25 protein-coding genes are annotated in these 21582 nt (G+C 61.1%); 9 read left to right on the plus strand and 16 right to left on the minus strand.

Annotation, left to right across the window (positions count from 1 at the left end):
• Positions 1–10: 10 nt before the first annotated feature.
• Positions 11–166 (plus strand): hypothetical protein, encoded by a 156-nt coding sequence (locus DXY30_RS01135; protein ID WP_244281189.1) that lies wholly within the window; start codon positions 11–13, stop codon positions 164–166.
• 3 nt (positions 167–169) lie between these two features.
• On the opposite strand, the gene DXY30_RS01140 is transcribed toward DXY30_RS01135, so the two are convergent.
• Positions 170–457 carry an RNA-binding protein gene (locus DXY30_RS01140; protein ID WP_115093022.1) on the minus strand — a complete coding sequence of 96 codons (288 nt, stop codon included), beginning with the start codon at positions 455–457 and terminating at the stop codon, positions 170–172.
• Between the two features lie 197 nt (positions 458–654).
• On the opposite strand from DXY30_RS01140, the gene DXY30_RS01145 reads away from it, so the two are divergent.
• On the plus strand, positions 655–849 hold the full coding sequence (locus tag DXY30_RS01145; RefSeq protein ID WP_115093023.1) for a hypothetical protein: 195 nt from the start codon (positions 655–657) through the stop codon (positions 847–849).
• A gap of 20 nt (positions 850–869) precedes the next feature.
• Here DXY30_RS01145 and DXY30_RS01150 read toward each other — a convergent pair whose 3' ends face one another.
• The 5 genes from DXY30_RS01150 to DXY30_RS01170 all read right to left on the minus strand — a co-directional run bounded on the left by DXY30_RS01150 (position 870) and on the right by DXY30_RS01170 (position 8545).
• Positions 870–1118, minus strand: coding sequence for a hypothetical protein (locus DXY30_RS01150; protein ID WP_115093024.1), 249 nt, complete (start codon positions 1116–1118; stop codon positions 870–872).
• The gene (locus tag DXY30_RS01155) at positions 1118–2899 is read right to left on the minus strand and encodes a DEAD/DEAH box helicase (protein WP_115093025.1); all 1782 of its coding nucleotides are present in this window, start codon (positions 2897–2899) and stop codon (positions 1118–1120) included. Before DXY30_RS01155 ends, DXY30_RS01150 begins: the two co-directional genes overlap by 1 nt.
• 105 nt (positions 2900–3004) lie before the next feature.
• Positions 3005–3346, minus strand: coding sequence for a phosphomannose isomerase type II C-terminal cupin domain (locus DXY30_RS01160; protein WP_115093026.1), 342 nt, complete (start codon positions 3344–3346; stop codon positions 3005–3007).
• 13 nt (positions 3347–3359) lie between these two features.
• The gene (locus DXY30_RS01165) at positions 3360–4940 is read right to left on the minus strand and encodes an ATP-dependent RecD-like DNA helicase (protein WP_115093027.1); all 1581 of its coding nucleotides are present in this window, start codon (positions 4938–4940) and stop codon (positions 3360–3362) included.
• Positions 4937–8545: a UvrD-helicase domain-containing protein gene (locus DXY30_RS01170; RefSeq protein WP_115093028.1), complete on the minus strand. Its 3609-nt coding sequence runs from the start codon at positions 8543–8545 to the stop codon at positions 4937–4939. The genes DXY30_RS01165 and DXY30_RS01170 overlap by 4 nt, the downstream gene beginning before the upstream one ends.
• Before the next feature lie 244 nt (positions 8546–8789).
• Here DXY30_RS01170 and DXY30_RS13785 point away from each other — a divergent pair, with 244 nt between their 5' ends.
• Positions 8790–8960 carry a hypothetical protein gene (locus DXY30_RS13785; RefSeq protein ID WP_170951078.1) on the plus strand — a complete coding sequence of 57 codons (171 nt, stop codon included), beginning with the start codon at positions 8790–8792 and terminating at the stop codon, positions 8958–8960.
• On the opposite strand, the gene DXY30_RS01180 is transcribed toward DXY30_RS13785, so the two are convergent.
• The 5 genes from DXY30_RS01180 to DXY30_RS01200 form a co-directional block, all read right to left on the minus strand.
• Positions 8957–12196, minus strand: a complete 3240-nt coding sequence (locus DXY30_RS01180) for an exodeoxyribonuclease V subunit gamma (RefSeq protein WP_115093030.1) — start codon at positions 12194–12196, stop codon at positions 8957–8959. The genes DXY30_RS13785 and DXY30_RS01180 overlap by 4 nt on opposite strands.
• Positions 12190–12870, minus strand: a complete 681-nt coding sequence (locus tag DXY30_RS01185) for a metallophosphoesterase (RefSeq protein ID WP_115093031.1) — start codon at positions 12868–12870, stop codon at positions 12190–12192. The genes DXY30_RS01180 and DXY30_RS01185 overlap by 7 nt, the downstream gene beginning before the upstream one ends.
• A gap of 67 nt (positions 12871–12937) precedes the next feature.
• On the minus strand, positions 12938–13273 hold the full coding sequence (locus DXY30_RS01190; RefSeq protein WP_115093032.1) for a hypothetical protein: 336 nt from the start codon (positions 13271–13273) through the stop codon (positions 12938–12940).
• Positions 13273–13593 carry an MgPME-cyclase complex family protein gene (locus DXY30_RS01195; protein ID WP_115093033.1) on the minus strand — a complete coding sequence of 107 codons (321 nt, stop codon included), beginning with the start codon at positions 13591–13593 and terminating at the stop codon, positions 13273–13275. Before DXY30_RS01195 ends, DXY30_RS01190 begins: the two co-directional genes overlap by 1 nt.
• The gene (locus DXY30_RS01200; protein WP_115093034.1) at positions 13590–14339 is read right to left on the minus strand and encodes a pyridoxine 5'-phosphate synthase; all 750 of its coding nucleotides are present in this window, start codon (positions 14337–14339) and stop codon (positions 13590–13592) included. Before DXY30_RS01200 ends, DXY30_RS01195 begins: the two co-directional genes overlap by 4 nt.
• A gap of 80 nt (positions 14340–14419) precedes the next feature.
• On the opposite strand from DXY30_RS01200, the gene DXY30_RS01205 reads away from it, so the two are divergent.
• The 4 genes from DXY30_RS01205 to grxD are packed head-to-tail and all read left to right on the plus strand — an operon-like array spanning position 14420 to position 16318.
• Positions 14420–15121 (plus strand): 1-acyl-sn-glycerol-3-phosphate acyltransferase, encoded by a 702-nt coding sequence (locus DXY30_RS01205; protein ID WP_170951079.1) that lies wholly within the window; start codon positions 14420–14422, stop codon positions 15119–15121.
• 28 nt (positions 15122–15149) lie between these two features.
• Complete coding sequence (locus DXY30_RS01210; RefSeq protein ID WP_115093035.1) at positions 15150–15677, plus strand: hypothetical protein; 528 nt, start codon at positions 15150–15152, stop codon at positions 15675–15677.
• 48 nt (positions 15678–15725) lie between these two features.
• The gene (locus tag DXY30_RS01215; RefSeq protein WP_115093036.1) at positions 15726–15974 is read left to right on the plus strand and encodes a BolA family protein; all 249 of its coding nucleotides are present in this window, start codon (positions 15726–15728) and stop codon (positions 15972–15974) included.
• 20 nt (positions 15975–15994) lie between these two features.
• On the plus strand, positions 15995–16318 hold the full coding sequence (grxD, locus tag DXY30_RS01220; protein WP_115093059.1) for a Grx4 family monothiol glutaredoxin: 324 nt from the start codon (positions 15995–15997) through the stop codon (positions 16316–16318).
• A gap of 1 nt (position 16319) precedes the next feature.
• On the opposite strand, the gene DXY30_RS01225 is transcribed toward grxD, so the two are convergent.
• The gene (locus tag DXY30_RS01225; RefSeq protein WP_115025131.1) at positions 16320–16592 is read right to left on the minus strand and encodes a DUF6761 family protein; all 273 of its coding nucleotides are present in this window, start codon (positions 16590–16592) and stop codon (positions 16320–16322) included.
• A 74-nt stretch (positions 16593–16666) separates the two neighbouring features.
• On the opposite strand from DXY30_RS01225, the gene DXY30_RS01230 reads away from it, so the two are divergent.
• On the plus strand, positions 16667–17434 hold the full coding sequence (locus tag DXY30_RS01230; protein WP_115093037.1) for a response regulator transcription factor: 768 nt from the start codon (positions 16667–16669) through the stop codon (positions 17432–17434).
• 739 nt (positions 17435–18173) lie between these two features.
• Here the strand turns inward: DXY30_RS01230 and DXY30_RS13790 are convergent.
• The gene (locus DXY30_RS13790; RefSeq protein WP_170951072.1) at positions 18174–18353 is read right to left on the minus strand and encodes a hypothetical protein; all 180 of its coding nucleotides are present in this window, start codon (positions 18351–18353) and stop codon (positions 18174–18176) included.
• Positions 18354–18568: 215 nt separating this feature from the next.
• Here DXY30_RS13790 and DXY30_RS14360 point away from each other — a divergent pair, with 215 nt between their 5' ends.
• Entirely contained in the window at positions 18569–18955 is a 387-nt protein-coding gene (locus tag DXY30_RS14360) for a hypothetical protein (RefSeq protein WP_244281190.1), read from the plus strand.
• Positions 18956–19138: 183 nt separating this feature from the next.
• On the opposite strand, the gene DXY30_RS01240 is transcribed toward DXY30_RS14360, so the two are convergent.
• From DXY30_RS01240 to crtH, 3 genes are read right to left on the minus strand one after another with little or no spacing between them, the layout of a single operon-like run.
• A complete protein-coding gene (locus DXY30_RS01240) occupies positions 19139–19693 on the minus strand; it encodes a hypothetical protein (RefSeq protein ID WP_115093038.1) in 555 nt (184 codons plus the stop codon).
• Positions 19690–19974 (minus strand): hypothetical protein, encoded by a 285-nt coding sequence (locus DXY30_RS01245; protein WP_115093039.1) that lies wholly within the window; start codon positions 19972–19974, stop codon positions 19690–19692. Before DXY30_RS01245 ends, DXY30_RS01240 begins: the two co-directional genes overlap by 4 nt.
• A gap of 35 nt (positions 19975–20009) precedes the next feature.
• A complete protein-coding gene (crtH, locus tag DXY30_RS01250) occupies positions 20010–21566 on the minus strand; it encodes a carotenoid isomerase (protein ID WP_115093040.1) in 1557 nt (518 codons plus the stop codon).
• Between the last annotated feature and the right edge of the window lie 16 nt (positions 21567–21582).

Below are 21582 nucleotides of genomic sequence, written 5' to 3' on the forward strand. Positions count from 1 at the left end.
TCACCGTTACTTGGCACGGCAAAAACGTCGTGGACTGCGGGCTGTGTTGCCGCAACTCCAGAATCACCAAGACAAACAACCAGGCCCAATCGACGGCAGCGCGGATCGTCTGCATCAACTGAGCCAACGTGAAATGGAGTTGGACCTGTTGGACGCCGAGGCTTAAGCCTCAGCCGCGGTAACCGCCGCCGCCGCCACGGGGGCCGCCGGAACGCTCCCGGGGGGTGGCTTTACTCACGCGAATCATGCGGCCCATCCACTCGACGTCCTGGAGGTCGTCGATGGCTTTCTGTTCATCGGCATCGTTGGCCATCTCGACGAAGGCGAAACCGCGTTTGCGACCTGTCTCCCGATCCAAGGGAAGGCTGCAGTTTTTGACCTCGCCGTACTCAGTGAAGAGATCAACGAGGTGCTCTTGCTCCGCCTGGAACGAAAGATTGCCGATGTAGATGGTCATGGACCGTGGAACCGTTGGACTTGATCGATCGCTTGAGCCGGTTCCGAAAGCTCGGAAAGTGCCAGTGCTCAAACGTGAACCCGATGACGTTACAGGGCAGTCGTATGAAACAACACAAAAAAAAGAAGCAATTCCGAAGACCTGCCCGTGATTCGCCGTTCCACACCATTGTCAGAAGACCCTGACAGAGAAGTGAGATGACATTCGACAGCCTTTACTGCCAAGCCCTGTGCTGGACCACTGACGGGGAACTGGATCCTGGTGACAAGCTTGTGCTGCTCAACAGCCTGATCCCTCAGTCCACACCAACTGAGCAAATCGAGCTGATTCGGGTCGTGGAGAAGCTGGCCCTGCTTCAGCCTGAAGTCACCGTTCAGGTGTGCAATCTCTAACCCAAATCGAGTCCCTGGGATCAGAAGGAGTAGGCCTCAGCCGCCTTGGCCTTGCAGGAGGCCTGGGCCCCCGTGATTCCAGCCCCGTTCTGCACCTCCGCCAGGAAACAGCGGCAGGTGTCTTCCACCATGCCTTCAGGAGGAACCTTCCCAGCGCTCTGCAGCTCGGCCTTGACGGCCGTTCTGCAGAACTGGGTGATCAGGCTGTTGTCCGAAGCCACTACCGAAACAGGGGCCATGACCAGGGCAACAGCCAGAAGCTTGCGCATCAGGAGGCCTGAGTGATCTGCAGTTCGCGGTTCATCACCCGCAAGCGACGCAGATTGTTGAACACATCCTCGGGCATGCCCTTGGGCAGGTCCACCAGGCTGTGGTTATCAAAAATCTGAATGCGACCGATCATCCGTCCCTGCAGACCGGTCTCGCCAGCAATAGCCCCTACCAAGTTGCCCGGCTTCACCCGATCGCGGTGGCCCACCTCAACCCGGTAACGCTGCATGTTCTCCTCGGGAGCCCGCGCCGGTCGGTCGCGCCGCTCTCGGCGTTCTCCCCCATTCCGATCGCGGTCACGGTCGTTGCGACGGGTGTTCTGAATCCAGTCATCATCCCCTTTACGCAGAAGCGGATCAGGACCGATCGCCAAATTGAGAGCCGCCATGGCCAGTTGCTCAGGGCTCAATTCCAGCTCTGTTGCCACCCGCTGCATCAACTCCTGAAGCAGGGCCGCTTCGTCGGCATCGGATCGTTCCGACTGAGCCGCATCACTCAAGCGCTTGCGCAGACGGTCAAGACGTCCCTGGTTGATCGCCGTGTTGCCAGGTACTTCAATCGCTTCGATCGGCTGACCGGTAGCCCGCTCGAGGTTGCGAATGAAGCGTCGTTCCCGTGGGGTCACAAACAGAACGGCTTCACCGGTCCGACCGGCCCGGCCCGTCCGGCCGATGCGGTGCACATAGGCCTCGCTATCGAACGGCATGTCGTAGTTGATCACCAAACCGATGCGCTCAACATCGAGACCGCGGGCCGCAACGTCGGTGGCCACAAGGATGTCGACCGATCCACTGCGAAGCCGCTCCACAGTGCGTTCCCGCTGGTTCTGCGGAACGTCGCCGTTGAGAACCGCCACCTGATGGCCGCCTGCTTCGAGGGTTTCGGCCACCGTCAGGGTGATCGCTTTGGTTCTGGCGAAGATGATGACACCCTCACCACCACAGGCATCCAGAACCCGTTGCAGGGCCTCGAGCTTGTGCGGCATCGGCACCGTGATCGAACGCTGGCGGATTCGCTTGCCCTCCTGATCCTTGGTGCGGATCGTGACCTCAGCAGGGTCCTTGAGATAACGCTTGGACAGGCGACGGATCTCCGGCGGCATCGTTGCCGAGAACAGCACCACCTGCCGCTGCTCAGGCAACTGGCCAAGGATCCACTCCACATCGTCGATGAAGCCCATGCGGAGCATTTCGTCCGCTTCATCAAGCACAAGGCTTCGCAGCCCACTGGTGTCGAGGGTGCCCTGCCGCATGTGATCCATCACCCGTCCAGGCGTGCCCACCACCACATCAACCCCGCGCCTGAGGGCACTGATCTGAGAGCGGAAATCCGTGCCGCCGTAAACCGCAAGCACCTTCAGGTGAGGATGGCCGGCGGAATAGGCCTTGAAGGAATCGGCCACCTGCATCGCCAGCTCCCGGGTGGGGGCGAGCACCAGGGCCTGGGGGGTTTTCTGGCCGCTTTCCAGACGCTCAAGCAACGGCAACGCAAACGCTGCTGTTTTGCCGGTGCCAGTCTGGGCCTGACCCACCAGATCACGGCCAAGCATCAGCTCGGGGAATGCCGCCTTCTGAATTGGGGACGGTTCGCTGTATCCCTTATCAGCCAAGGTGCGCATCATGGCTTCGCTAAAGCCAAAACCAGCAAAACCGGACTCCGGTTCAGACGGCGTGATGGTGGTGGTGAACACCTCAGCATTCGGTTCAGATTCCGGAAGAGCCGATGCAGAAAGATCGACTGCGCAGGCGGAATCGTCGCGCTGCTGCTGCTGTTCAGTCATAGAAGGTGGCTTCGCCTGATTGATCTCTGAAATCAGGCTCACAACCTCCCTGCAACCGAAACAGTTGCGCTCTGGTTGTGTTGCCTACGCTTCAAAGGTTGAAGTTCAATTTATCACCCGGCCGTAATCATCCTGCAGGCGTTCGATGTCGTCTTCCCGCAGATCCTCACCATGCTGAACCTCGAGAATCAGCAAATCAGTGTCGTCTGCACGGGCCCGATGCACGGCGCCGCAGGGGATGGAGAGCATGACGCCAGTGCTGGCCGGTTGCGAGTGATCACCGCAGAGCAGAGCACCTGAACCAGACACCACGGTCCAACTTTCGCTGCGGTGATGATGCCGCTGCAAAGACAACTGCTGCCCGGCGCGTACAAGCAAGCGTTTAACCAAATAGTTCTCCCCCTGGACCAACGTTTCGTACCAGCCCCAGGGACGCTCAACACGCATCAGTTCACCCGAGTCAGATCACTGTCACCAGGTCAAGGCTGACACGGGCACGGGTAATGGCTGTGTACAGCAATCGGCGTTGATGATCAGCAGCCGGTCCATCCTCCAGGGGATCAGGCCAAAGCACGATCACCCGATCCGCCTCACTGCCCTGGGCCCGATGGATGGTGAGGGCGACAGCAGGCTCCACGCGGCGCAAACGGGCTGGATGGAAGCGGCGAACCTCCAGCTGGCCATCCGGGTCCATCACCTGAAACAGCAAACGTCGTTCGGAACCGGCCCCGATGGCAACACCAAGGTCGCCATTGGCTAAACCGAGTTCCGGTTGGTTGCTGCCGCAGATCACCGGCAACCCGACCGGCCAGCGCTCGACTTTGAGCAGGGCACTGGCCCCCAGCAGCGTGCGATGAACATCCTCAAGGCTCCAGGGGCCCCGACGGCGTGGACACAGCAGCAGGTCCTGCTCCAGGGCCTCAAACAATGACCTGGAGGCTGCCATCAGCTCCTGGTCGCTGCAGCGGTCAAGGTCATGCGCCAGCACCTCCAATTGTTTGAGGCGCTGCATCCAGCGCTCACGCACTAACGCCGGAAAACGACGCAAGGGGCTGGGATGCACCTGAAGATTGGCCTGTTCGGGCAAGGCAGTCAGATCCGCTGCGAATGCCGTCAGATCCCCTTGGCGCAGCTGCTGCGCTATCTCGGCCAGGGCACCTCGGTTGCGATAGGTGCGTTCCAAATGCACCGCACCGGCGCCGAAACGGGCGCGAACCTCGGGCTGCTGAAGCCGATGCCAGACCGCTCCACTTCCCACCGGAGGCAGCTGGGCTGGATCCCCCACCAACAGCAGCCGACAAGCGCTGGGCAACGCCTCCAGCAAGGCCTGGGTCAGGGCCAGATCCAACATCGACATTTCATCGATCACCAGAAGGTCCAACTCCAAAGGGCGATGACGGTGTCTGCCGAATCCACGGCTGCCAGCCTCGAGCCAGCGGTGGAGGGTGCTGCAGGGCAACGGAGCCCGCTCGGACAGCACCGCATCCCCCAGGCGCCGGGCTGCCTTACCGGTGGGTGCCGCCAATCCGATGCGTAAGCCGGGATGGCGTGCTTCCGCCCGGGCCAGAATCTCAACCACAGTGCTGGTCTTGCCCGTTCCGGGGCCACCGCTGAGCAGCACGACCGACGCCTGATCAAGGGCGCGCACGGCGGCGCACTGTTCAGTATTGAGACGAGCCGACAGCCCTGGGTCGGCATCGTTGACGGGCTCCGGGAAGGAAGCATGGGCCCGCTCCACCAGCTCGTCCACCACCTGCTCCATGGCCTGCAACCAGCGACGCCAGCCCAGCCGGTCGCCCTGACAGAGCAGGGGGGAGGTCTCCCCCTGCAGCCATCCACTGGCTTCAGCAACGACCAAACGTTCCGGCGTGAGAGCCACCGTCAACTCCCCCTGCTCCAACGCCACGATCAGGTCGCGACTGAGCTCCTCCAACTCCGGGCCATCGACTTGGGGCGGAATCCGACGCCGCAAAGCGGCATGCAGACCGGCCGTAAAGCCGGAAGGCCAACCACTGTTTCCCAGGGGCAGGAGCTCCGTCACGACGTCACCTCAGACAGGGCACGATCAAGAGCTGCGATGCGATCAAGCGGCACGGATTCGACGATGCGGCCAGGGCCGACAGGACCCTCTGGAGAGGGACTCATCGATCCGGGCATCCCCCGCAAGAAGCAGTAGACATAGCCCCCCAGATGCCGCTCGGGGGCGTAATCCGGCAGCCGCCAACGCAGATGTCGATGCAGGGCCACCAGGTAGAGGTGCGCCTGAAGGGGGTAGTGGTGATGCAGCATCTGATCCTCCATCGCATCCTGGGAGTAGTGATGCGGACCGCACAGCCCGGGTTCAACACCGGTGCGCCGCTCACCGATCCAGTTGCTCTTCCAGTCGAGGACCCACCAGCGCTTGTGCTGGGGGTCCTGGAAGACCAGATCGATCGACCCGGTAAGAAAGCCACGACTGTTGATCGACAACGACGCCAAGGCAGGGCTGTAGGACGCACCAAAACGGGCTTGGGCATCTAAGGCAAAGGCAGCGACCAGATCAGCTGTACGCACGTGCTGAACCGGAAGATCAAAGCTGAGTTCGGGCAGGCGCTGGTCCAGGCCCAGCTGATCCAGCGACAACGACCCCAACGGTCCACCCAGGGGCGTCTGAAGGACCTGATCCAAGCCCTTCAACACATCGTTCTGCAGGCCTGGATCGAGGCCAGCCCGCCGTAACTCGGCGGCGATCAGCTCCAGTCGTTCGCTTGGCTCCGGCGCCTCTGCTGCGGTGAAGGGGAACTGTTCGAGAATCCGATGCAGGCAATCCCCCGCCGCAGCTCCACGGGGGAAGGCCGCCAAAGGCCCCGTCTCAGACCACTCTGGTTCCGCAACTGCCGAGACAACTTCCTCGGCCCCTGGGTCACGATCTCGCCCATGCTCATGGAGCCGAATCTCGTCGGATGAGGCAATCCAGGCGGAGTAACTGGCCCGTCCCCAACTCCGATCGATGCGCTTGGGAATCGCACCCAAGGCCAACGTCTCCGCCTGCAGCGGAGGCCGCCAACGCGCCCCACTGGGCAGGCTCTCCGCCAGGGGAGAGATGCGGATAGAAACCTCTCGCTCGCCCAGGGCATCACTCAGCCGTTGATCGGTCAGGCTTTCGATCGCGTCTCCAGCCGCCTCAGCACCAAAGAGCCAGGCAGGCATGGGCGAGCCCTCCTGGCCAAAGGCTCGAGCCCAGATCAGGATGAGCTGGGATTTGGCTCGGGTCACCGCGACATAAGCCAGCCGCTCGGCCTCGGCCATGGCCTCCTGCTGCGCCTGTTGCGCCGCTTGCCAACCCTCACCCCAGTGGACATCCACCCGAACCAGACACTCACCAGAACGGGGGTCACGCCAGAGCGGGCCAGCAACAGCTGGGGGTGACTCCCAGAGATACGGGCAAATCACCACCGGATATTCGAGACCCTTGCTGCGGTGAACAGTGACCACGGCGATGGCGCTGTCGGCCTGATCGCTGTGGGGCTGGCGCGCTTCCGGCACGGGCCGACTGGGGTGTAACCGCTCCCGCCGCAACCAATCAGCAGCAGTGGCCACGTCCAGCCCCTGGAGGTGCATCGCTTCCTGCACCAGCCGAGCTGCCTGCTGAAGATCCCCCAACATCCGTCCCCGTTCCGACAGACCCGCCAGCTGTTCCCCCTTCAGCAGGTCGGCCAGCGCTCCGAGCAGGCCCAGCCGGGGCATCAACTCAGCCAGTCCACGCAAATGCAGAGCCAGCTGATCCAACCGCTCCTGGTCCAGGCCATTTGGCGGTATGCCCATCAATCCCGAGCAGGCCAGCAAGCGCAGGCGAACGTCATCGCCCGGTTCTGCCAGCGCATCGAGGAACCACTGCAAAAGCAGGGCGGCTTCACTCTCGAGCACATCCCCCTGCGTCACCAGGCGCGTAGGGAGACCACAGGCCCCTAGGGCGCGCCGCAGCGCTTCAGCCTGCTGATGGCGGCTCACCAACACACACAGGTCGGCGGGGTTGAGGTTGTCCTGTTGCTGCAGTTGCTCCAGCACCATTGCAGCGAGGCGCTGGGGCATCTCCTCCTCCAAGGCACTGCGGGTGGATGGCGCCTCGGTAGAGATCAACTGCAGTTGCAACGCCGCGGTGTCCTGCGGTGGCATTGCAGAGCTGCGGGGCTGCACCGCGGGCACTGGGAGCCCAGAGCGGGGGAGACCAGGAGCCATCAACCGGTTCAACCCCTCCATCAGCGGTGCCGTCGTACGGAAGTTGTCGAGCAACTGATCGATCCGCTCCACCTGCTGCCGGGCCGCCATGTAGGTCGCCAGATCACCGCCGCGAAAGCGGTAGATCGCCTGCTTGGGATCCCCGACCATCAGCAGCAGATGGCGTTCACCATCGCCGAAGGCCCGCTGCAAGAGGCGCCACTGCACAGGGTCGGTGTCCTGGAACTCATCCACCATCACGGCCCGATAGCGCTGTTGCAGCGACGCAAGCCAAGCGACGTCGCCATCACCGGGATCCATCGCCGCCAACAATCCGGCAAACGTGATCACACCGCGACGGCGGCGGCGGCGGTCCAGCTCCTGCAAGCCTCGCTCCAGCAAGTACTGCCAGGTGCGCTCCAACGGTGCATCCCAGAGCGCTGCTACGGCGGCCTGCAATCCCGGCATCACAAGGCTGGGGTCGGTTTCACCGCACTTCCGCGCGATACGGCACCAACTGGAGGGGTGGAAATACTCCTTCAGTGGCTTCTCATGGGACGCAATCTCCAGCAGCGAGGGAACAGCCGTCTGGACACTGAGCCACTGATTGATCTGCGCACAGCGATCGCTCTTCGGCTTAGCGGAGTAGGGGGTGGTGGAACCACATCCCTGGGCTTTCCATTGTTCCGCGGCCTGGCGGAACCCGGCATCAAGGGCGGCATGGTCCCGATGCCAGAGCGGGAGAAAATCCTCCCAGAGTTGCGCCACCCAGTGGTCCAGCTGCGGTGCGAGGGAGCCGTCCAGATCGATTGCCGCTTCGCTGGCTCCAAAGCGCGGCGGCTGTTCGCCATCGAGTTGCGCTAACCCCCTGCGGAGAGCCTGCGGGGAAAGTCCACGCTGACGTAAACCCTTGAGCTGGTCCGGCGGCAGGCTCAACAGCTCCTGTTGCCAGAGGTCCTGCACCACTTCGGCCTGAAGCGCGGTGGCATCGGTGTCGAGCTGGGGCTCCATCGCAGCACCGTTGCTGAGGGCTAAACGGCGAAGACTGCGTCGGCAAAAGCCATGAATAGTGGTGATATCAGCCCGGTCCAGCTGCTCCAGAGCCACCAGCAAGCGGCGAATCCAAAGCTGACGCGCATCCCCTGAGTCCGTTCCCGCCAGCCAATCCTCAAGAACAGGATCTGGGGCAGAAGCATCTCGACCCTGCTCCAGTTGTTCCAGACCCTGCAACGCCTGCTGCAGGCGCTGGCCGATGCGTGAACGCAGCTCTTCAGCTGCCGCATCGGTGAACGTCACCACCAACAGACTGTCGAGAGCGTGATCGGCCTCCGTAATCAGACGGAGACAGAGATGGGCCAAGGCAAAGGTTTTACCTGTGCCAGCACTTGCCTCGAGCAAGCGGACCCCGGGACTAAGGGGGTAAGAGTTGGCATCGAAGCGCTGAGCCATGGATGAAGTCTGATCGGCACAGACCTCAAGAGCAGTGTTAACTTCTATGAAGCAGCCGGCGAAAGCTGCGAACTGGACTGGGTGCTGTCACGTCCCAGAACAGAAGACGACGTAAGCGAGGGCCTAAAGAACCCTCGCTTTTTTGTGGGCTTATGAAGCGATACGACTCAACCCTTGAGAGAACAAGGGCTTGTGTCGATGCGGTGCCAGCAGCGAACAGGTTGGTAAAAAGCACCTGCCTGTTGTGTCTCCTGAACGTCGCAAGAAATTAGCTCAGCTGCTCGTGCGCAAGGCCGCCGCTGTCGAAAGCATCGGCCAGGAACATCGGGCTTACTTCTTCCGACGTCAGGCGGGTGATCCCATCGTGATCTCCAACGAACGCATGGGCGAGATGTTGGATGAGCTTTTCGTTTAGCGAAGTTGCACCAGGAGGGGGCCGTAGAGCAGCTGGCAAGCCTCTTGGAATCCGTCCTGATCCATCAGCTGCTCCGCGGAGATCTCTGTACCAAAGCAGAGCTGCATCACCGGGGTGGCTCCTTCCTCCTGCCAGGTCGCTCGAAATCCCAGTTCCCCGGAACCCGGTTTGCGCTTCTCTTTGGCCACCATCTGCCAGCCGCTCTTCGGGGGAACCGGCCAGCACAGCACCAGGCCCTGTTGCGCCAAATCCTGAAGCTGGTGCAGCCGATCCATGGCTTCAGCCTCCGGTAACGCAGCCCAACGCAGATGCACCTCAGCTCCGGCAACCCGTGTGCTGCGCGCTACCACCGCTGAACCACCAGCAGGAGCCAGACCCTCAGCACAAAGCAGCAGATGCTGCAACCAACCGCGCATCACGGCCGCGGCCGTAAGCATGCCGGGCTGCACCACCACCTGGGTGTCCCCGGCAAAAAGCAGGGGCCTTGGCAAGCCCGCGAGGACAGGTACCTCCCGCCGGCAGGGGCCGAGCGATGCCAGCTGACGCTGCAGGGCCTGCCAACGCTGCTGCAGATCCTCCTGCTCCAGAGCAGCACCAGCACCCGCAGGAAGCACGCCCTGGCCCGCCAGCAACGCCGTCCAATCTGGAGCCGATCCAAGAATGAAGTGCTCCTCAAGCTCGTGGTTGAGCAGCAGATAGCGCTGCAAACCGTCCAGCTCGAGGGCTTCGAGGTCCTCCACAGCCTCAATGCCTTCACCTGGACGCAACCCCCGCGCCTGCAACCAGGCCTTCTGGGGCTGCTGCATCCAGTTCAGCAACGCTTCAGGGTCCAAAACCGAGACCGAGCTCGGAACGTCACCGTCCCTAGCCAGCGGTTCCCGCCAAAGCGATGACCAGGCCAGCCCCAGGGAGTTCTGGGCCGATGCTGGGGCACGATCGAGGCAGCACCTGGCCTCCAGCTGGCGTCGATCACAACTAAGCGGCGCCTCGGGTCTGAAGTTTTCAGCGGACAGGGGGTTGGCCGCCGGAGTGATCACCAACCCCTCCGTGGAGGCGCCGGCCCGACGCAACTGCTCCTGCAGGACAGCAAGCCACTGTTCCACGGGCACCGCTGGCGGCTGGGGCTCACCCGTGCGCTCCAGCCGACCGCACCAGCTGATCAAAAGATGACGCCGAGCGGACATCAAGGCCTCCAGCAGCACGTAGCGGTCCTGGTCGCTGCTACGGGGGTCCCCCAGACTCCGTTGCTGCTCCAGCAGATGGAAGCCAGGACGCCGGCTCGGGCGAGGGAAGTCAGCGCTGTCGAGCCCCATCAACACAATCACCTTGTGGGGAATCGCTCGCATCGGCTCCAGGGCGCTGATGGTGAGGGCACCACTGCGGTGACCGAAGCGGCCGCTGTCCACCGACAACGCCTCCTGCAGCACCTCCAGCGCCACGGCAGCGTCGAGGTCCAAGGGGCAGTCTTCCGCCCGCAGCCGCCACTCCTCCAGCGCCGCAGCCCAGCTCTGCAACTCGTCGGCCCAGGCTCCACCATCAGCGAACAGCTCCTCCAGCAGGGACTGCAGCAACTGCACCCAGTCATGGCATGGCCGGGGCTGGCGCAAGCGATCCAGCATGCGCGCCAGACGATCCAGAAGACTCCACCAACGCACCAGGCGGTCGGGGTCGAGCCCCTGCTGAAACGGTGCCGCCCCCGCCGGCGCCAGGCCCGGCTCGACCGGCAGCACCAGCCCGAGCAGCCAGCGGTCCAGACACCAGCGCAGGCTGTGCACCTCATCACTCCCGCGCTCCCGGGAATCGAGCCCCCAGCGAAAACCGCTGCGTTGAAGCGTTTGGGTCATCAGCACCGCGTCCTCCGCCGTGAGTCCCTGCTGGCCCTGAAGGGCCGGGTTGGCCAGGAGACGTTCCAGACCCGTAGCTGTGAGGCGCGTGGCCGCCAGCTCCAACAGCGTAAACATCGCCATCGACAACCCAGGACTGCTCTGCTGACTGCGGTCGGTGAGGCGCCAGGGCAAATCGATACCGATGGCAGCCGTGTCGTTGAACACAGAGCTAAGCAGCGGTGCATAGCGCTCAATCTGCGGCGTCATCACCAGCACGTCCCGCGGCGCAAGATCAGGATCGGCCGCCAGCCACTGAAGAATGCGATCACGCACCAATTGCACCTCCCGCCAAGGGCCCGGCGCTGCCTGAAACAGCAGCGACTGGTCGTCGGTGGAACGGGTCAACTCGGAAATGCTTTCGGCATCCACCAGCTGCTGCTGAAGCTGATCGAGCAGGGTGGGCTGACGCTGTGCAGCAGCGGCGATCTGCAGGGACCCCGCAAACAGGTCACCCTCGCGGCGCTCCCCCAGCTGTGCTTCACCGGAGCCTTCCAGCAACTGCTGAAATTCAGCACCCATCCGCCCGAGAACAGCCTCTAAACGAGGCGCTTCAGCCAACCAGCCACCATCGGGTGGGGAAAGCCAGTCCTCCCCAAGTGAGGCCCGCCGACTGCCGCAACGCTGCCAGAGGTCTGGGCAAGGCGTCAGCAGGTAGATCTCCACCTCCAGCAGCCCAGACAAGGCCTGAATGAGATCAACCTGCACCGGCGCCAAAGCGCTGATGCCGAACAGCCTCAACCGCTCCGGCAGTACGGCCGGGTCGGCGTCGCCCCGCCGAAGCGCATCAACAGCCTCACGCACCTGCAGGCCAAAGGGGGCGCGGGACAGCCTTTGAGCCAGCAGCCTCCAGAGAACGGCTTGCCAGTCGTCTTCTGGCCGCGGCCGTTTCCATCGCTCCAGTCGATCTGGGCGATAGAGGGCGTAATCGTCCATGGCATCGGCGATTGACCGTGCGAGCTGCCAGCGATCCCGCGTCAACCCTGAGGCGGTTCCCTCTCGCTGGGCTAACCACACCTGAAGAGGCTGGGCGACCGGTTGGTCCAACAGTTCGGGAAGCAGCTCGAGCACAGCCCAGACCAGCTGGCCCGCCCGCCAGGGATCATCTTCCTGCGCAGGGAGATGAAGCACCTGGCGCACAAGCTGCCGCAAGCGACTGCCCGGAAAAGGGAAACGCACCAGAGAACTGATGCCATTGGCCATGGCCAGCTGCTCCCCCAGCCATCGGCTGGTGGGCCAGGTGTTCACCATCACCTCAACCGTCTCCAAAGGCCCCAGCTGCTGCTCAATCAACTGCCGAGACAGCAAGCGAGCCAAAAATTCAGCCCTGTTACTTCGGTAAACCGTCAGCAAGAGCCTGTATCTGCAGACAGCACAGACGGTCTTTGCTGGAGATCCGAAGGCCTGGGAAAGGATGTGTCCGTTGCAGCCCCCTGAACCTGCACAACAGCATCCGTTTCCGGGCAGAACGCCGACAGACAACCGCCGTAGACCGCCCCTGTATCGATCAGCACGATGCGCTCCAGGCGCTCCACCTGGGGTCGGGGCGTGTGTCCCACAACAACGAGACCAAAACGACCGTCATAGGTCTCCCAGAACGGGTCGCGAATGGAGAGATCCGGCTGGCCATCAGCATTGAATCCGGCGTGGGTGGCGCACCAGCCGTCACCGCGATACACGAGGGGGAGCTGTTGGAGTCGCGGTAGCCACTGTCTCGCGCTGCTCTCGCCCAACTGGCCAACGGTGGCGTGTTGGCTCAAGCCTTCCTGCGATGAAGCAACAACGTGGTTCTCCAAAGCATGGATGAGATCTTGCTCGTGGTTACCGCGCAACCACGTTGCACGGCCCGTCTGGATCAGATCCCAAACCAGATCCATCGTTGCAGGGATGGCCTCACCACGGTTGATCACATCCCCGCAGAACACCAGATGGTCGTTCGGCGGCAGAATCGCAAGCAGTTTGAGCAAAGGCTGGTAGCAGCCGTGCACATCTCCAATCACCCAGTGCTTGCGTCTGCTCTGGTTCAAGACAAGGCCATGGAGATCTCCCAATTCTGTCTACCCCACGGACCCCAGCAATCAACCAAAAAGCAGATCAGAACAAACCGAGAAAACGCTTGCGTTCCGGCTGTTCTGCCGAGTCTGGCTTGGCTTTTTCTGGGGTTGCTCGTCGATAACGGGGCTTGGAATCACCGACGGTAACCAGAGGGTCATTGTTTTTGAACCAAATCCAGTCACGAATTGGGGGCGTCTCGGTGAGATCGCGACGGGTCAGCCTTAACCCCAGCTTGGTCGAAGCACCCAGAAGGATGTCCACCATCGCGTCGCCATCGGCACAGGTTGCCAACGCCTTATTGGTTTTCTCAGCACCATCGAGGGCTTTGACCAGAAGTGCGATGCGCTGCTGAACAGGAAGGGAACTGGGATTCATCAGACGGCATTGGCAAGAGCATCGGGAATCACCTCGGACGGTGCCTCATAGGAGCCCACCACGACGTATTCAAGACGCAGTTTGAGGAAGGTGATGAAGGTGGGGTCGGTGGACACCACTGCAGCAGCTGGTTGAGGGACCTTCGCCTTGACGTCAGCCATCTCTGGCGCCTCAAGAAACACCGGTTGCTTCACCAACCAGAAATCGATCTCCTTTCCCGTCTCGGCGTAGTTGCGCTGACGCTCCCGAAGCACTTCCTCCAGCGGCTCCTCCAGCGTGAGGAAGCGCTCGCTGGCTGCAATGAAGTGATAAGTGGTCATCCGGGCGCCTTTCCGAAAAGGGGATCAAGGCGGGGATTCTGAACCAAAACCTTCATATCCCGCACAGCCTGTTGCAGTCCGACGGCCACTGACCGCGCCACGATGGTGTGACCGATGTTGAGTTCCTCCATGCCAGGAATGGCTGCAATTGGCTCAACGTTCTGATAAGTCAGGCCATGGCCGGCGTTGACCCGTAGACCGAGCTGCCGAGCGATGGCTGTGCCTTCCTGCAACCGCGCCAACTCCTGCGGCTGGGTGGTCCAGTCGGCATCGGCATACCGTCCCGTGTGCAATTCCACCCAGCAGGCACCTGTGCTTCTGCAGGCATCAAGCTGATTGGACTCCGGATCCACAAACAGGCTGACCGGAATGTTGGCTGCCTGAAGGGTTTGCACAAAACCACGCAGGGAGTCTTTTTGTCCTGCCACATCCAGGCCTCCCTCGGTCGTGACCTCCTCACGCCGTTCCGGCACCAGCGTGACCATGTCGGGCTTGATCCTCAGCGCAATGGCCACCATCTCTTCGGTGGCTGCCATTTCCAGGTTGAGCCTGGAGCGCACGGTTTGCCTGAGCAACTCCACATCCCGATCCTGGATATGGCGGCGGTCTTCCCTCAGGTGCACGGTGATCCCATCAGCACCGCCGAGTTCGGCGAGAAGAGCCATCGACACTGGGTCTGGCTCCACGGTTCGCCTCGCTTCTCGAATGTTGGCGATGTGGTCGATATTGACGCCGAGGCTGGCCATGACGAGGCAGTCGTTGGCCGGATCCTATGCAGCTTTGCCTGGGGGCCTTAAGTTCTCAAACGTCGAATTTGTAGAGCCCGTTGCAAGCGGCCCTGGCGACCCGAGAAAGCGCCCTAAGTGTCGGAATCGACCGTTTCTGGGCCCCCCTGGCAATGTTCACCACCCAGGATCTCGCGCTGCGTCTTCAGTTTCGTGAGCGGCTGGTGCTGCATCCGGAGCATCTGCCCCATCAAGGGCCAGTGATCTTGGCGCCAACGCACCGCGCCCGCTGGGATGCCCTGATGCTGCCGATGGCCGCAGGCCGACGGGTCAGTGGCCGCGACTGTCGCTTCATGGTGACAACCACAGAAATGCGTGGGCTGCAGGGATGGTTTCTCCAACGGCTGGGCTGCTTTCCGGTGGACCAGGGACGACCCTCGATGACCACCTTGCGCCTCGCCATCGATCTTTTGGCCGCCGGACAGCAGCTGGTGATGTTCCCCGAAGGAAGGATCTATCGAACCGACCAGGCCATTCAGCTGTGGCCGGGTCTGGTGCGTCTGGCTCAGCTCGCCCAGAGCCGAGGCGTTTCCGTTCCTGTCGTTCCCGTCGGGCTCGGGTACAGCCAGGCCCCACCAAGGCCCTTCAGCCGGGCTGCCATTTGTTTCGGTTCCGCCCTGACGGTGCCACCAAAAGGCGAACGTGAGGCAACACGCCAGTTCAACATCCAATTGGCGGATGCGATGCATACGGCTGAACAAGCGGCCCGTACTGCCGTTGGCCGACCACTAAAAGGCTTCTAAAGTCCGCCAAACTTTTCTAGCTGTTCTCATGGGTTGTCGCGCATTGCTGACAGCTGCTGCACTGGTGGCGACCCTGGGTGTCACTGCGGCTCCTGGCATCGCACAAACGTCAGCAGGAAACCGCGTACTTGCTCAAACCCAAGGTGGTTTCAACCCTGCGGCTGTTCGATCCATGCTCGCCAGCGGCGACGCTGCCGCCAGCCGGGGAGACCTTGCAGCGGCACGGGCTGATTACGACAAGGCACGTCAAGCGTCCAAGCAACTGCTGGCCTTCTACCGCGATCTCAGTGGTGCCTTCCGCGGGCTGGACGCGAGAATTCCCCGTGAGATGGACAACAAGGGCCGTGAAGCCCTGGAGCTGCTTGCCGAAACCAACCTGAGGCTTGCAGCTCTGTTCCGTCGCCAGAACCAGCCGGAAGTGGCTGTTCCAGTGCTGGTCGAGGTGGTCAAGCTGATGACACCCGCCAAGTCCCAGGGGCAGCAGGCCTACCAAAGCCTTCTGGAACTAGGCTTTGTCGAAACGGAGTTCCGAGGTGCATCTGCAGCCGGCCAATGAACCGGTCTGTCAGCATCTGAGCTAGTTCCCACTTGCGCAACCACCGTCATGGTGCAGCCGGATGCCGTTGAAGCCGCGATCCAACAGGTCATTCCAGACGCCCACGTCACCGTCGAGGATCTGACCGGCGGCGGTGACCACCTCCAAGTGACGGTTGTGTCATCCGCTTTCGCGGGCCTTTCGCGCATCCGTCAGCATCAGATGGTCTACGGCGCTCTGCAGCAAGAACTTGCCAGCGAGGCGATTCATGCCCTCGCGCTCAACACCTCAACTCCTTCGGACGCTGCGTCCGCCTAACGCTCAACCCAGGATCAATGATGGACCCCTCCACCAAAGCTCGAATTGAAACTCTGGTCGCCTCCAGCCCGATCTTCGTGTTCATGAAGGGCTCCAAGTTGATGCCCCAGTGCGGTTTTTCAAACAATGTGGTCCAAATCCTGCACTCCCTCGGTGTGGCATTCGAGACATTCGATGTTCTTTCCGATATGGAAATTCGCCAGGGAATCAAGGACTTTTCCAGCTGGCCCACCATTCCCCAGGTTTACGTCAAAGGGGAATTCATGGGCGGCTCTGACATCCTGATCGAGATGTACAACTCCGGCGAACTAAGGGAAAAATTGGAAATTGCTCTAGCGAGCTAACTCAATAGCCCCGGGGATGCTGCATATACAAAGTGCTGACATCCCCGTCAGGGCCAATGAAGCTGGAGGGATCCATGATCCAGCGATCGATTAATTGCTCAAGGCGATGCTGAGAACGAGGGTCAAGAGAACCTGATTTTCTCAAGGCATGCAGATAGCCGTCGGAGTACAGCCGCAGCTCCGAAGGGGTGTGATAGCGCGTGGTCAGCTCCTGGCAGGCATCGCACAGCGACTGGAAATGACGGATAGCTTCAGGGTCGTCGAGTGATGTCATGAGATGCAACAGCAGCCCCTGTTACCAGCCTGCCAGGAAATTCGGCTTAGCGTAGGCGCGCCCGGGCCGATCCAGTGACCTCCACTCCCCACAACCTTTCGGCTGAAACGTCTGCAGCCAGCTCAGATTCGGTTGTGATGCCAACCTCAAACACCGGTCAGGAGCCTTCACGGGTCTTGGTGGTCGAGCCGCATCCAACACTGCGCACGGTGCTGGTCCAGCGGCTCCGTCATGACGGACATCTCACGGCAGCTGTCGCCAATGCCGTTGAAGCTTTGGAGGTCTGTCAGGAACAGTCTCCCGACCTGTTGATCAGCGCGGAACTGCTGGAGCGCAGCTCCGCACTCCGTCTGGCTGAACAGCTGCGTTGCCCTGTGATTGTGCTGACGGCACGCACCGGTGCAGAACCGGTGGTGGGCCTGCTGGATGACGGCGCCGATGATGTGTTGCGCAAGCCTTTCGGTCTTGAGGAATTGGCCGCCCGTTGTCGCACCCTGCTCAAGAGGGGGCACAGCGGTCTGCAGGAACGGGTCACCGTCGGACCGCTCGAAGTGCATCTGCTACTTCGCCAAGTGACGCTGAGGGAGCAGCCGGTGGAGCTCAGCCCTCGCGAATTCGCCCTGCTTTGTGCCCTTTTGATGCCCCCTGGGCTGGTGCGTAGCCGACAGGAACTGCTGCGGATGGCCTGGCCACCCTTCAGTGGCGGCCCTCGCTCCGTGGACACCCAGGTGCTGACCCTGCGCCGCAAGTTGGAGCAGGCTGGTCTGGGCGAGGGCGGTGGAATCACCACCGTGCGTCAGCGGGGCTATCGCTTCAGCCTGGACAACCTGCCGGCGAGCTAGGTCAGGTGTCGTAATTCCAGTCAGAGACTGGATTCTTACCGTCGTTGGATGCGTTGAAATCGACGACCTCGCAAACCTGGGATGTTTGCTCACACCCCTTGGAGACCGTCTAAGGCCTCTGGCGTTGATGTGCGGGTCTTAAAAATCAGGCAGCTTTCTTGGTTCGCTCTGGGTTCCAGACGCCAAACGTCACCGCAAGGGATCGCTTACAAGCAGCAATGAGGAGACGACAAAATCCCACTGCTCCATCACGAATCACCGCCAGGGCAGCATTCAGAGAGATTCGCTACTGCCTTCCGACTCGAGGCGAATTGATTTCTTCAGTTGAGCCTCTTTAGGCGGGACCAAATGGTGTGAGGTCACCCAACCCAATTCACAGACGTGGTTCAAACAGACTTTGACCTGAACCGTTCCACAGGGGAGGTTTGTTAGTTCGGTTGTCATCCCGTAAGACCAACTGGGTCGATTTGAGCGTCTTGAAGCGACTTGGCAACCGCAAACATCTGAACGAAATCAAGAGTTGTTTCCAGCCCAGACGCAGTTGATTTATCCGTTCACACGGGTGACCATGGCGATGTCGACACCCGGGAGCCCCCGCCGTGATCGGATTAACCAGGATTTATTGCAACCAAGGAGAGAAGTTTCTCCTCATCGATGTCGTTTCTGAAGACGCCCCCAAGACTTCTGAAGAGCTTGCGAATGAAGGCTGGGAGATCGAAGCAGAAATACCTGTCTGAAATCAGTCGACGATCACAACGTCAGCCGCGGGGCGACCGTTACAGACGGCTACAGCACCAATGCCGTTCAGAGGTTTCCCGGTCACTTTCTCAATGGTTTCAACGCACTGGTTGAAGTGCCGGCGATCGGTGCGATCTGGATGGCTCCATCGATCACCACAAAGCTGGTCAGTACAGGACAAAGGTGAGCATTGATGAGGCCTTTGACTTTGCTCATTGGCCTGGCCTGGCTGGATTCAGCCTTGGCTCCACATCCTCGATGGACGGACTTGTGCCTGAGTATCCCCAAGCGGTTCTGCGGCATAGATGGCTGTAATGGTTCACAGTGAAGGGGTACTTCGGTCCGAGGACCCAGCGCGAACACTCAATAACGAAATCTCAGAGCTTCAGGCCCGAGTTGCATTCCCTCAACACTGGAGTAGCGGAGAACACGCGCAGCACATTGAGAAACTCCGCCAGCTCCAATACAAAAAGCAGCAGCTGGTTTCCGAATCAAGGCAAGCTCATATGGAGCGAAACCATTACTGAAGATCTTTCCTACAAAACTGAAGGCGCTTGGCTAAGCAATGAGCCACAGCAGATGTTCTGCCAGTTCACAAACCATCGGGATGGCTCTCGAAATGAATTAATTTGCCTGCGCAATTTTCATTGGCGACCACCTGATGACCCAATCCCCCAGGGCAGTCAGCTGATGACGCGCCAAGAGGCTTTGGAGAAATGGAACACGCTCAAGTCGATGGGCTGGAAAAAATGTGCTGGCCCCCTGCAGCAAGGCACTCTCTGAGAATCAACTGCCACTGCATCTGCTTGAGCTGACAGACCAGTTGCAGTTCGGCGTTCACCAACCAGACGTCTTCGCCGGATTTCTGCACCGGAGGATGGGTAGGAATAGTCCTTGGGTTCCGTGGTGTTGAAGCCTGTATCAATCACAAAGCCATCGAGAAGCACGATCCGGGGCTTTCTTTCGTCAGCCTGGATAACCTGCAGGCAAGCCGATCCAGCCTTGAGCCAGGGCCAGGGAAGCAAGCAGTTCGCCGGCAATCATCATCACGGCTAAGCCAGCCAAGAGCTGATAGGTCCAGGGTGGGGTCAAACGACCGATGCCCTTGGTCGACACATTGGTGTTGGCCGCCAGCAGAGCCAGGAATCGATCAAACCGCTCGATGCGTTGCGGCAACAGCTGGTGGCGAAGATCGGCTGCCTTCACGTAATACACCGTTCCGCCCTGACTGGTACTGACAGGGACCAAGCCACGGATGTCCTGCCAACGCATGGTCCAGCCGCGGCGCAGCAACCAGCGGATCCAGGCGGGGTAACGCAACTGGATCCCCTCCGCATCGGTCTCCACCCGTTCACTCAACAAACCAATCACCAACACCAGGCCCAACAGCAGCCCTGCCACCATTAGCCATCGAACCTCAGCAGGAGCGAGCAACGGCAAGGGCAACACCAAAGCCCCGTAGAGGCTGAGCAGGGTGAAGCGGATCAGGGGTGATAGGCCGAAGCGTTCGATGCCGGTCATCGGTCGTCCGGGGAACCCGGCAGCGGTTCGATCAGTTCTGAGGGTTGGTAGGTGCCACCAAACACCTCCTGTTCACGGCCTTTCCAGAACTGGCCCAGACGCATTAGATCGGCGTGGGCCTCCTGCACCTTCTCGAGATACAGCTGAGGATCCATCGAGTTTTTGGCTTCCTTGAGCTTTTTGAGCCGTAGCATTTGCAGATTCCAGGGCTTACTGAGCTCACCCCTCTGCTCGAGGTAGCGGGCCAGATCTTCCGACGACGGCTGAAACTCAGGCGGCATCCCAACTCCTAGGTGAAATCACGCTAAGCAAAAGATCAGGCCGGCAGCGCCCAGGGATTCAGACCAAGGTCGGCTCCGACCCGATGGGCACAGGCAAAACCACTGAAGGCCACAGCATTCAGGCCCTGACCCGGGAAACAGGAATCACCCACGCAATAGAGGTTCTTCAGTCCGGTGCGGTTGAACGGCATCGGCAGCAGACCCGGGAGCTGCATCGCCGGGATCGGGCCGTAGCTGCCCTGAAAGCGCCCGAGAAAGCGCCGATGGCTGCGTGGAGTGCCGATCTCCTTGTGGGTGATGGCCTCCGCAAGGCCGGGCAGGACTGCCTCTAGTCGCTGGATCAATCGCGCGGCATCGGCTTCCTTTTTCTCCCGGTACTGACTGGGCGATAGCCCTTGCCAGGCCTCCATCGATGACGGCGTGAAGGTGTGGACGATGTGATGGCCAGCCGGGGCCAATTCCGGATCCAAAAGCGAAGGCATCGACACGAAGATGACCCCCTGCTCGTCTTCCATCCGGCTCCATTCTTCGAGAAGCAGGTGGTGGCAGTGGGTGCCGGCCGGAATCAGATCGGCCCGAACGCCCAGATGCAGCGAGAGGAAGGACGGCGAAGGCACATAGCGCTTGCGCCAGAACTGCTCCTTGTCAGGCGTGTGGGCAGCATCCACCAGGGCCTGGCCAGAGCTGCGCTTTTCATCACCATCACCCGAGAAGGTGTCCCATCGGGTGGCATTGGAGATCACCCGCTTGGCATGGATGATCTCGCCATCGGCCAGTTTCACGCCCACCGCCTGATCGTTCTCGATCAGTACCTCCGTGACCCGTGCCCGATAGCGAATGGCGCCACCGTGGCGTTCCAATCCCTGCACCAGCTTTTCGGCAATCACGCCAACCCCTCCCTTGGGGTAGTTGATACCCCCTGCATGCCGATCGGAAAACACCATGCCTGCGTTGATCATCGGTGTGCGATCCGCCGGCATCACCGACCAACAGAAGCACTCGATATCGATGAACTTCAACAGCTGCTCGTCCTTGATGTGCTGTCGAGCCACTGCTCCGACATTGAACGGCAGCCAGCGAGCTAGGCCTAAGCAGGCCAGTGGCGCTTTGAAGAACACCTTGGTCAGATAGGCCGGATCCTCCAGGGACAGCAGCGGCATGGCGTCCAAGCAGTTGAATACCTGCCAACAGGTGTCGTAAAAGCGGCGGATTCCCTCGGCCTCGTGGGGAAACCGTGCCGTCAGGTCAGCGATGAACTGCTCGTAGTCGCGATCCACCGCGATGCGCAGGCCACCGGGCATGTGGTATTCCAGCTGGGCGGAGTCGGGAATGGTGTCGCAGTGCTCGCCCACGTCCGCCAAGGCCCGAGTGAGCAGGTTGGTGTATCCCTTCGTCCCGAAGCCAAAGATCATCGAAGCTCCGACGTCGAAGGTGTAACCCGCGCGCTTGAAGGCTCCCCCACTGCCTCCTGGGATCAGATACCGCTCCAAAACGAGGGTCTTCGCTCCTTTCGCCGCCAACTGGCTGGCGGTGACCAAGCCACCGATGCCGGAACCAATCACAACGGCATCCCACTGCTGCTTCTCGCTCATGGCATCGCTTCTTTGA

It is taken from the genome of Synechococcus sp. UW106, from assembly GCF_900474015.1.
GTDB lineage: Bacteria > Cyanobacteriota > Cyanobacteriia > PCC-6307 > Cyanobiaceae > Parasynechococcus.

Coding starts and splice junctions, on each gene's coding strand:
- DXY30_RS01155 (WP_115093025.1), bottom strand. CDS start 2,899: ATGACTGAACAGCAGCAGCAGCGCGACGATTCCGCCTGCGCAGTCGAT.
- DXY30_RS01210 (WP_115093035.1), top strand. CDS start 15,150: ATGGGTTGTCGCGCATTGCTGACAGCTGCTGCACTGGTGGCGACCCTG.
- crtH (WP_115093040.1), bottom strand. CDS start 21,566: ATGAGCGAGAAGCAGCAGTGGGATGCCGTTGTGATTGGTTCCGGCATC.
- DXY30_RS01245 (WP_115093039.1), bottom strand. CDS start 19,974: ATGCCGCCTGAGTTTCAGCCGTCGTCGGAAGATCTGGCCCGCTACCTC.
- DXY30_RS01170 (WP_115093028.1), bottom strand. CDS start 8,545: ATGGCTCAGCGCTTCGATGCCAACTCTTACCCCCTTAGTCCCGGGGTC.
- grxD (WP_115093059.1), top strand. CDS start 15,995: ATGGACCCCTCCACCAAAGCTCGAATTGAAACTCTGGTCGCCTCCAGC.
- DXY30_RS01200 (WP_115093034.1), bottom strand. CDS start 14,339: ATGGCCAGCCTCGGCGTCAATATCGACCACATCGCCAACATTCGAGAA.
- DXY30_RS01215 (WP_115093036.1), top strand. CDS start 15,726: ATGGTGCAGCCGGATGCCGTTGAAGCCGCGATCCAACAGGTCATTCCA.
- DXY30_RS01145 (WP_115093023.1), top strand. CDS start 655: ATGACATTCGACAGCCTTTACTGCCAAGCCCTGTGCTGGACCACTGAC.
- DXY30_RS01150 (WP_115093024.1), bottom strand. CDS start 1,118: ATGCGCAAGCTTCTGGCTGTTGCCCTGGTCATGGCCCCTGTTTCGGTA.
- DXY30_RS01190 (WP_115093032.1), bottom strand. CDS start 13,273: ATGAATCCCAGTTCCCTTCCTGTTCAGCAGCGCATCGCACTTCTGGTC.
- DXY30_RS01140 (WP_115093022.1), bottom strand. CDS start 457: ATGACCATCTACATCGGCAATCTTTCGTTCCAGGCGGAGCAAGAGCAC.
- DXY30_RS01225 (WP_115025131.1), bottom strand. CDS start 16,592: ATGACATCACTCGACGACCCTGAAGCTATCCGTCATTTCCAGTCGCTG.
- DXY30_RS01240 (WP_115093038.1), bottom strand. CDS start 19,693: ATGACCGGCATCGAACGCTTCGGCCTATCACCCCTGATCCGCTTCACC.
- DXY30_RS01160 (WP_115093026.1), bottom strand. CDS start 3,346: ATGCGTGTTGAGCGTCCCTGGGGCTGGTACGAAACGTTGGTCCAGGGG.
- DXY30_RS01195 (WP_115093033.1), bottom strand. CDS start 13,593: ATGACCACTTATCACTTCATTGCAGCCAGCGAGCGCTTCCTCACGCTG.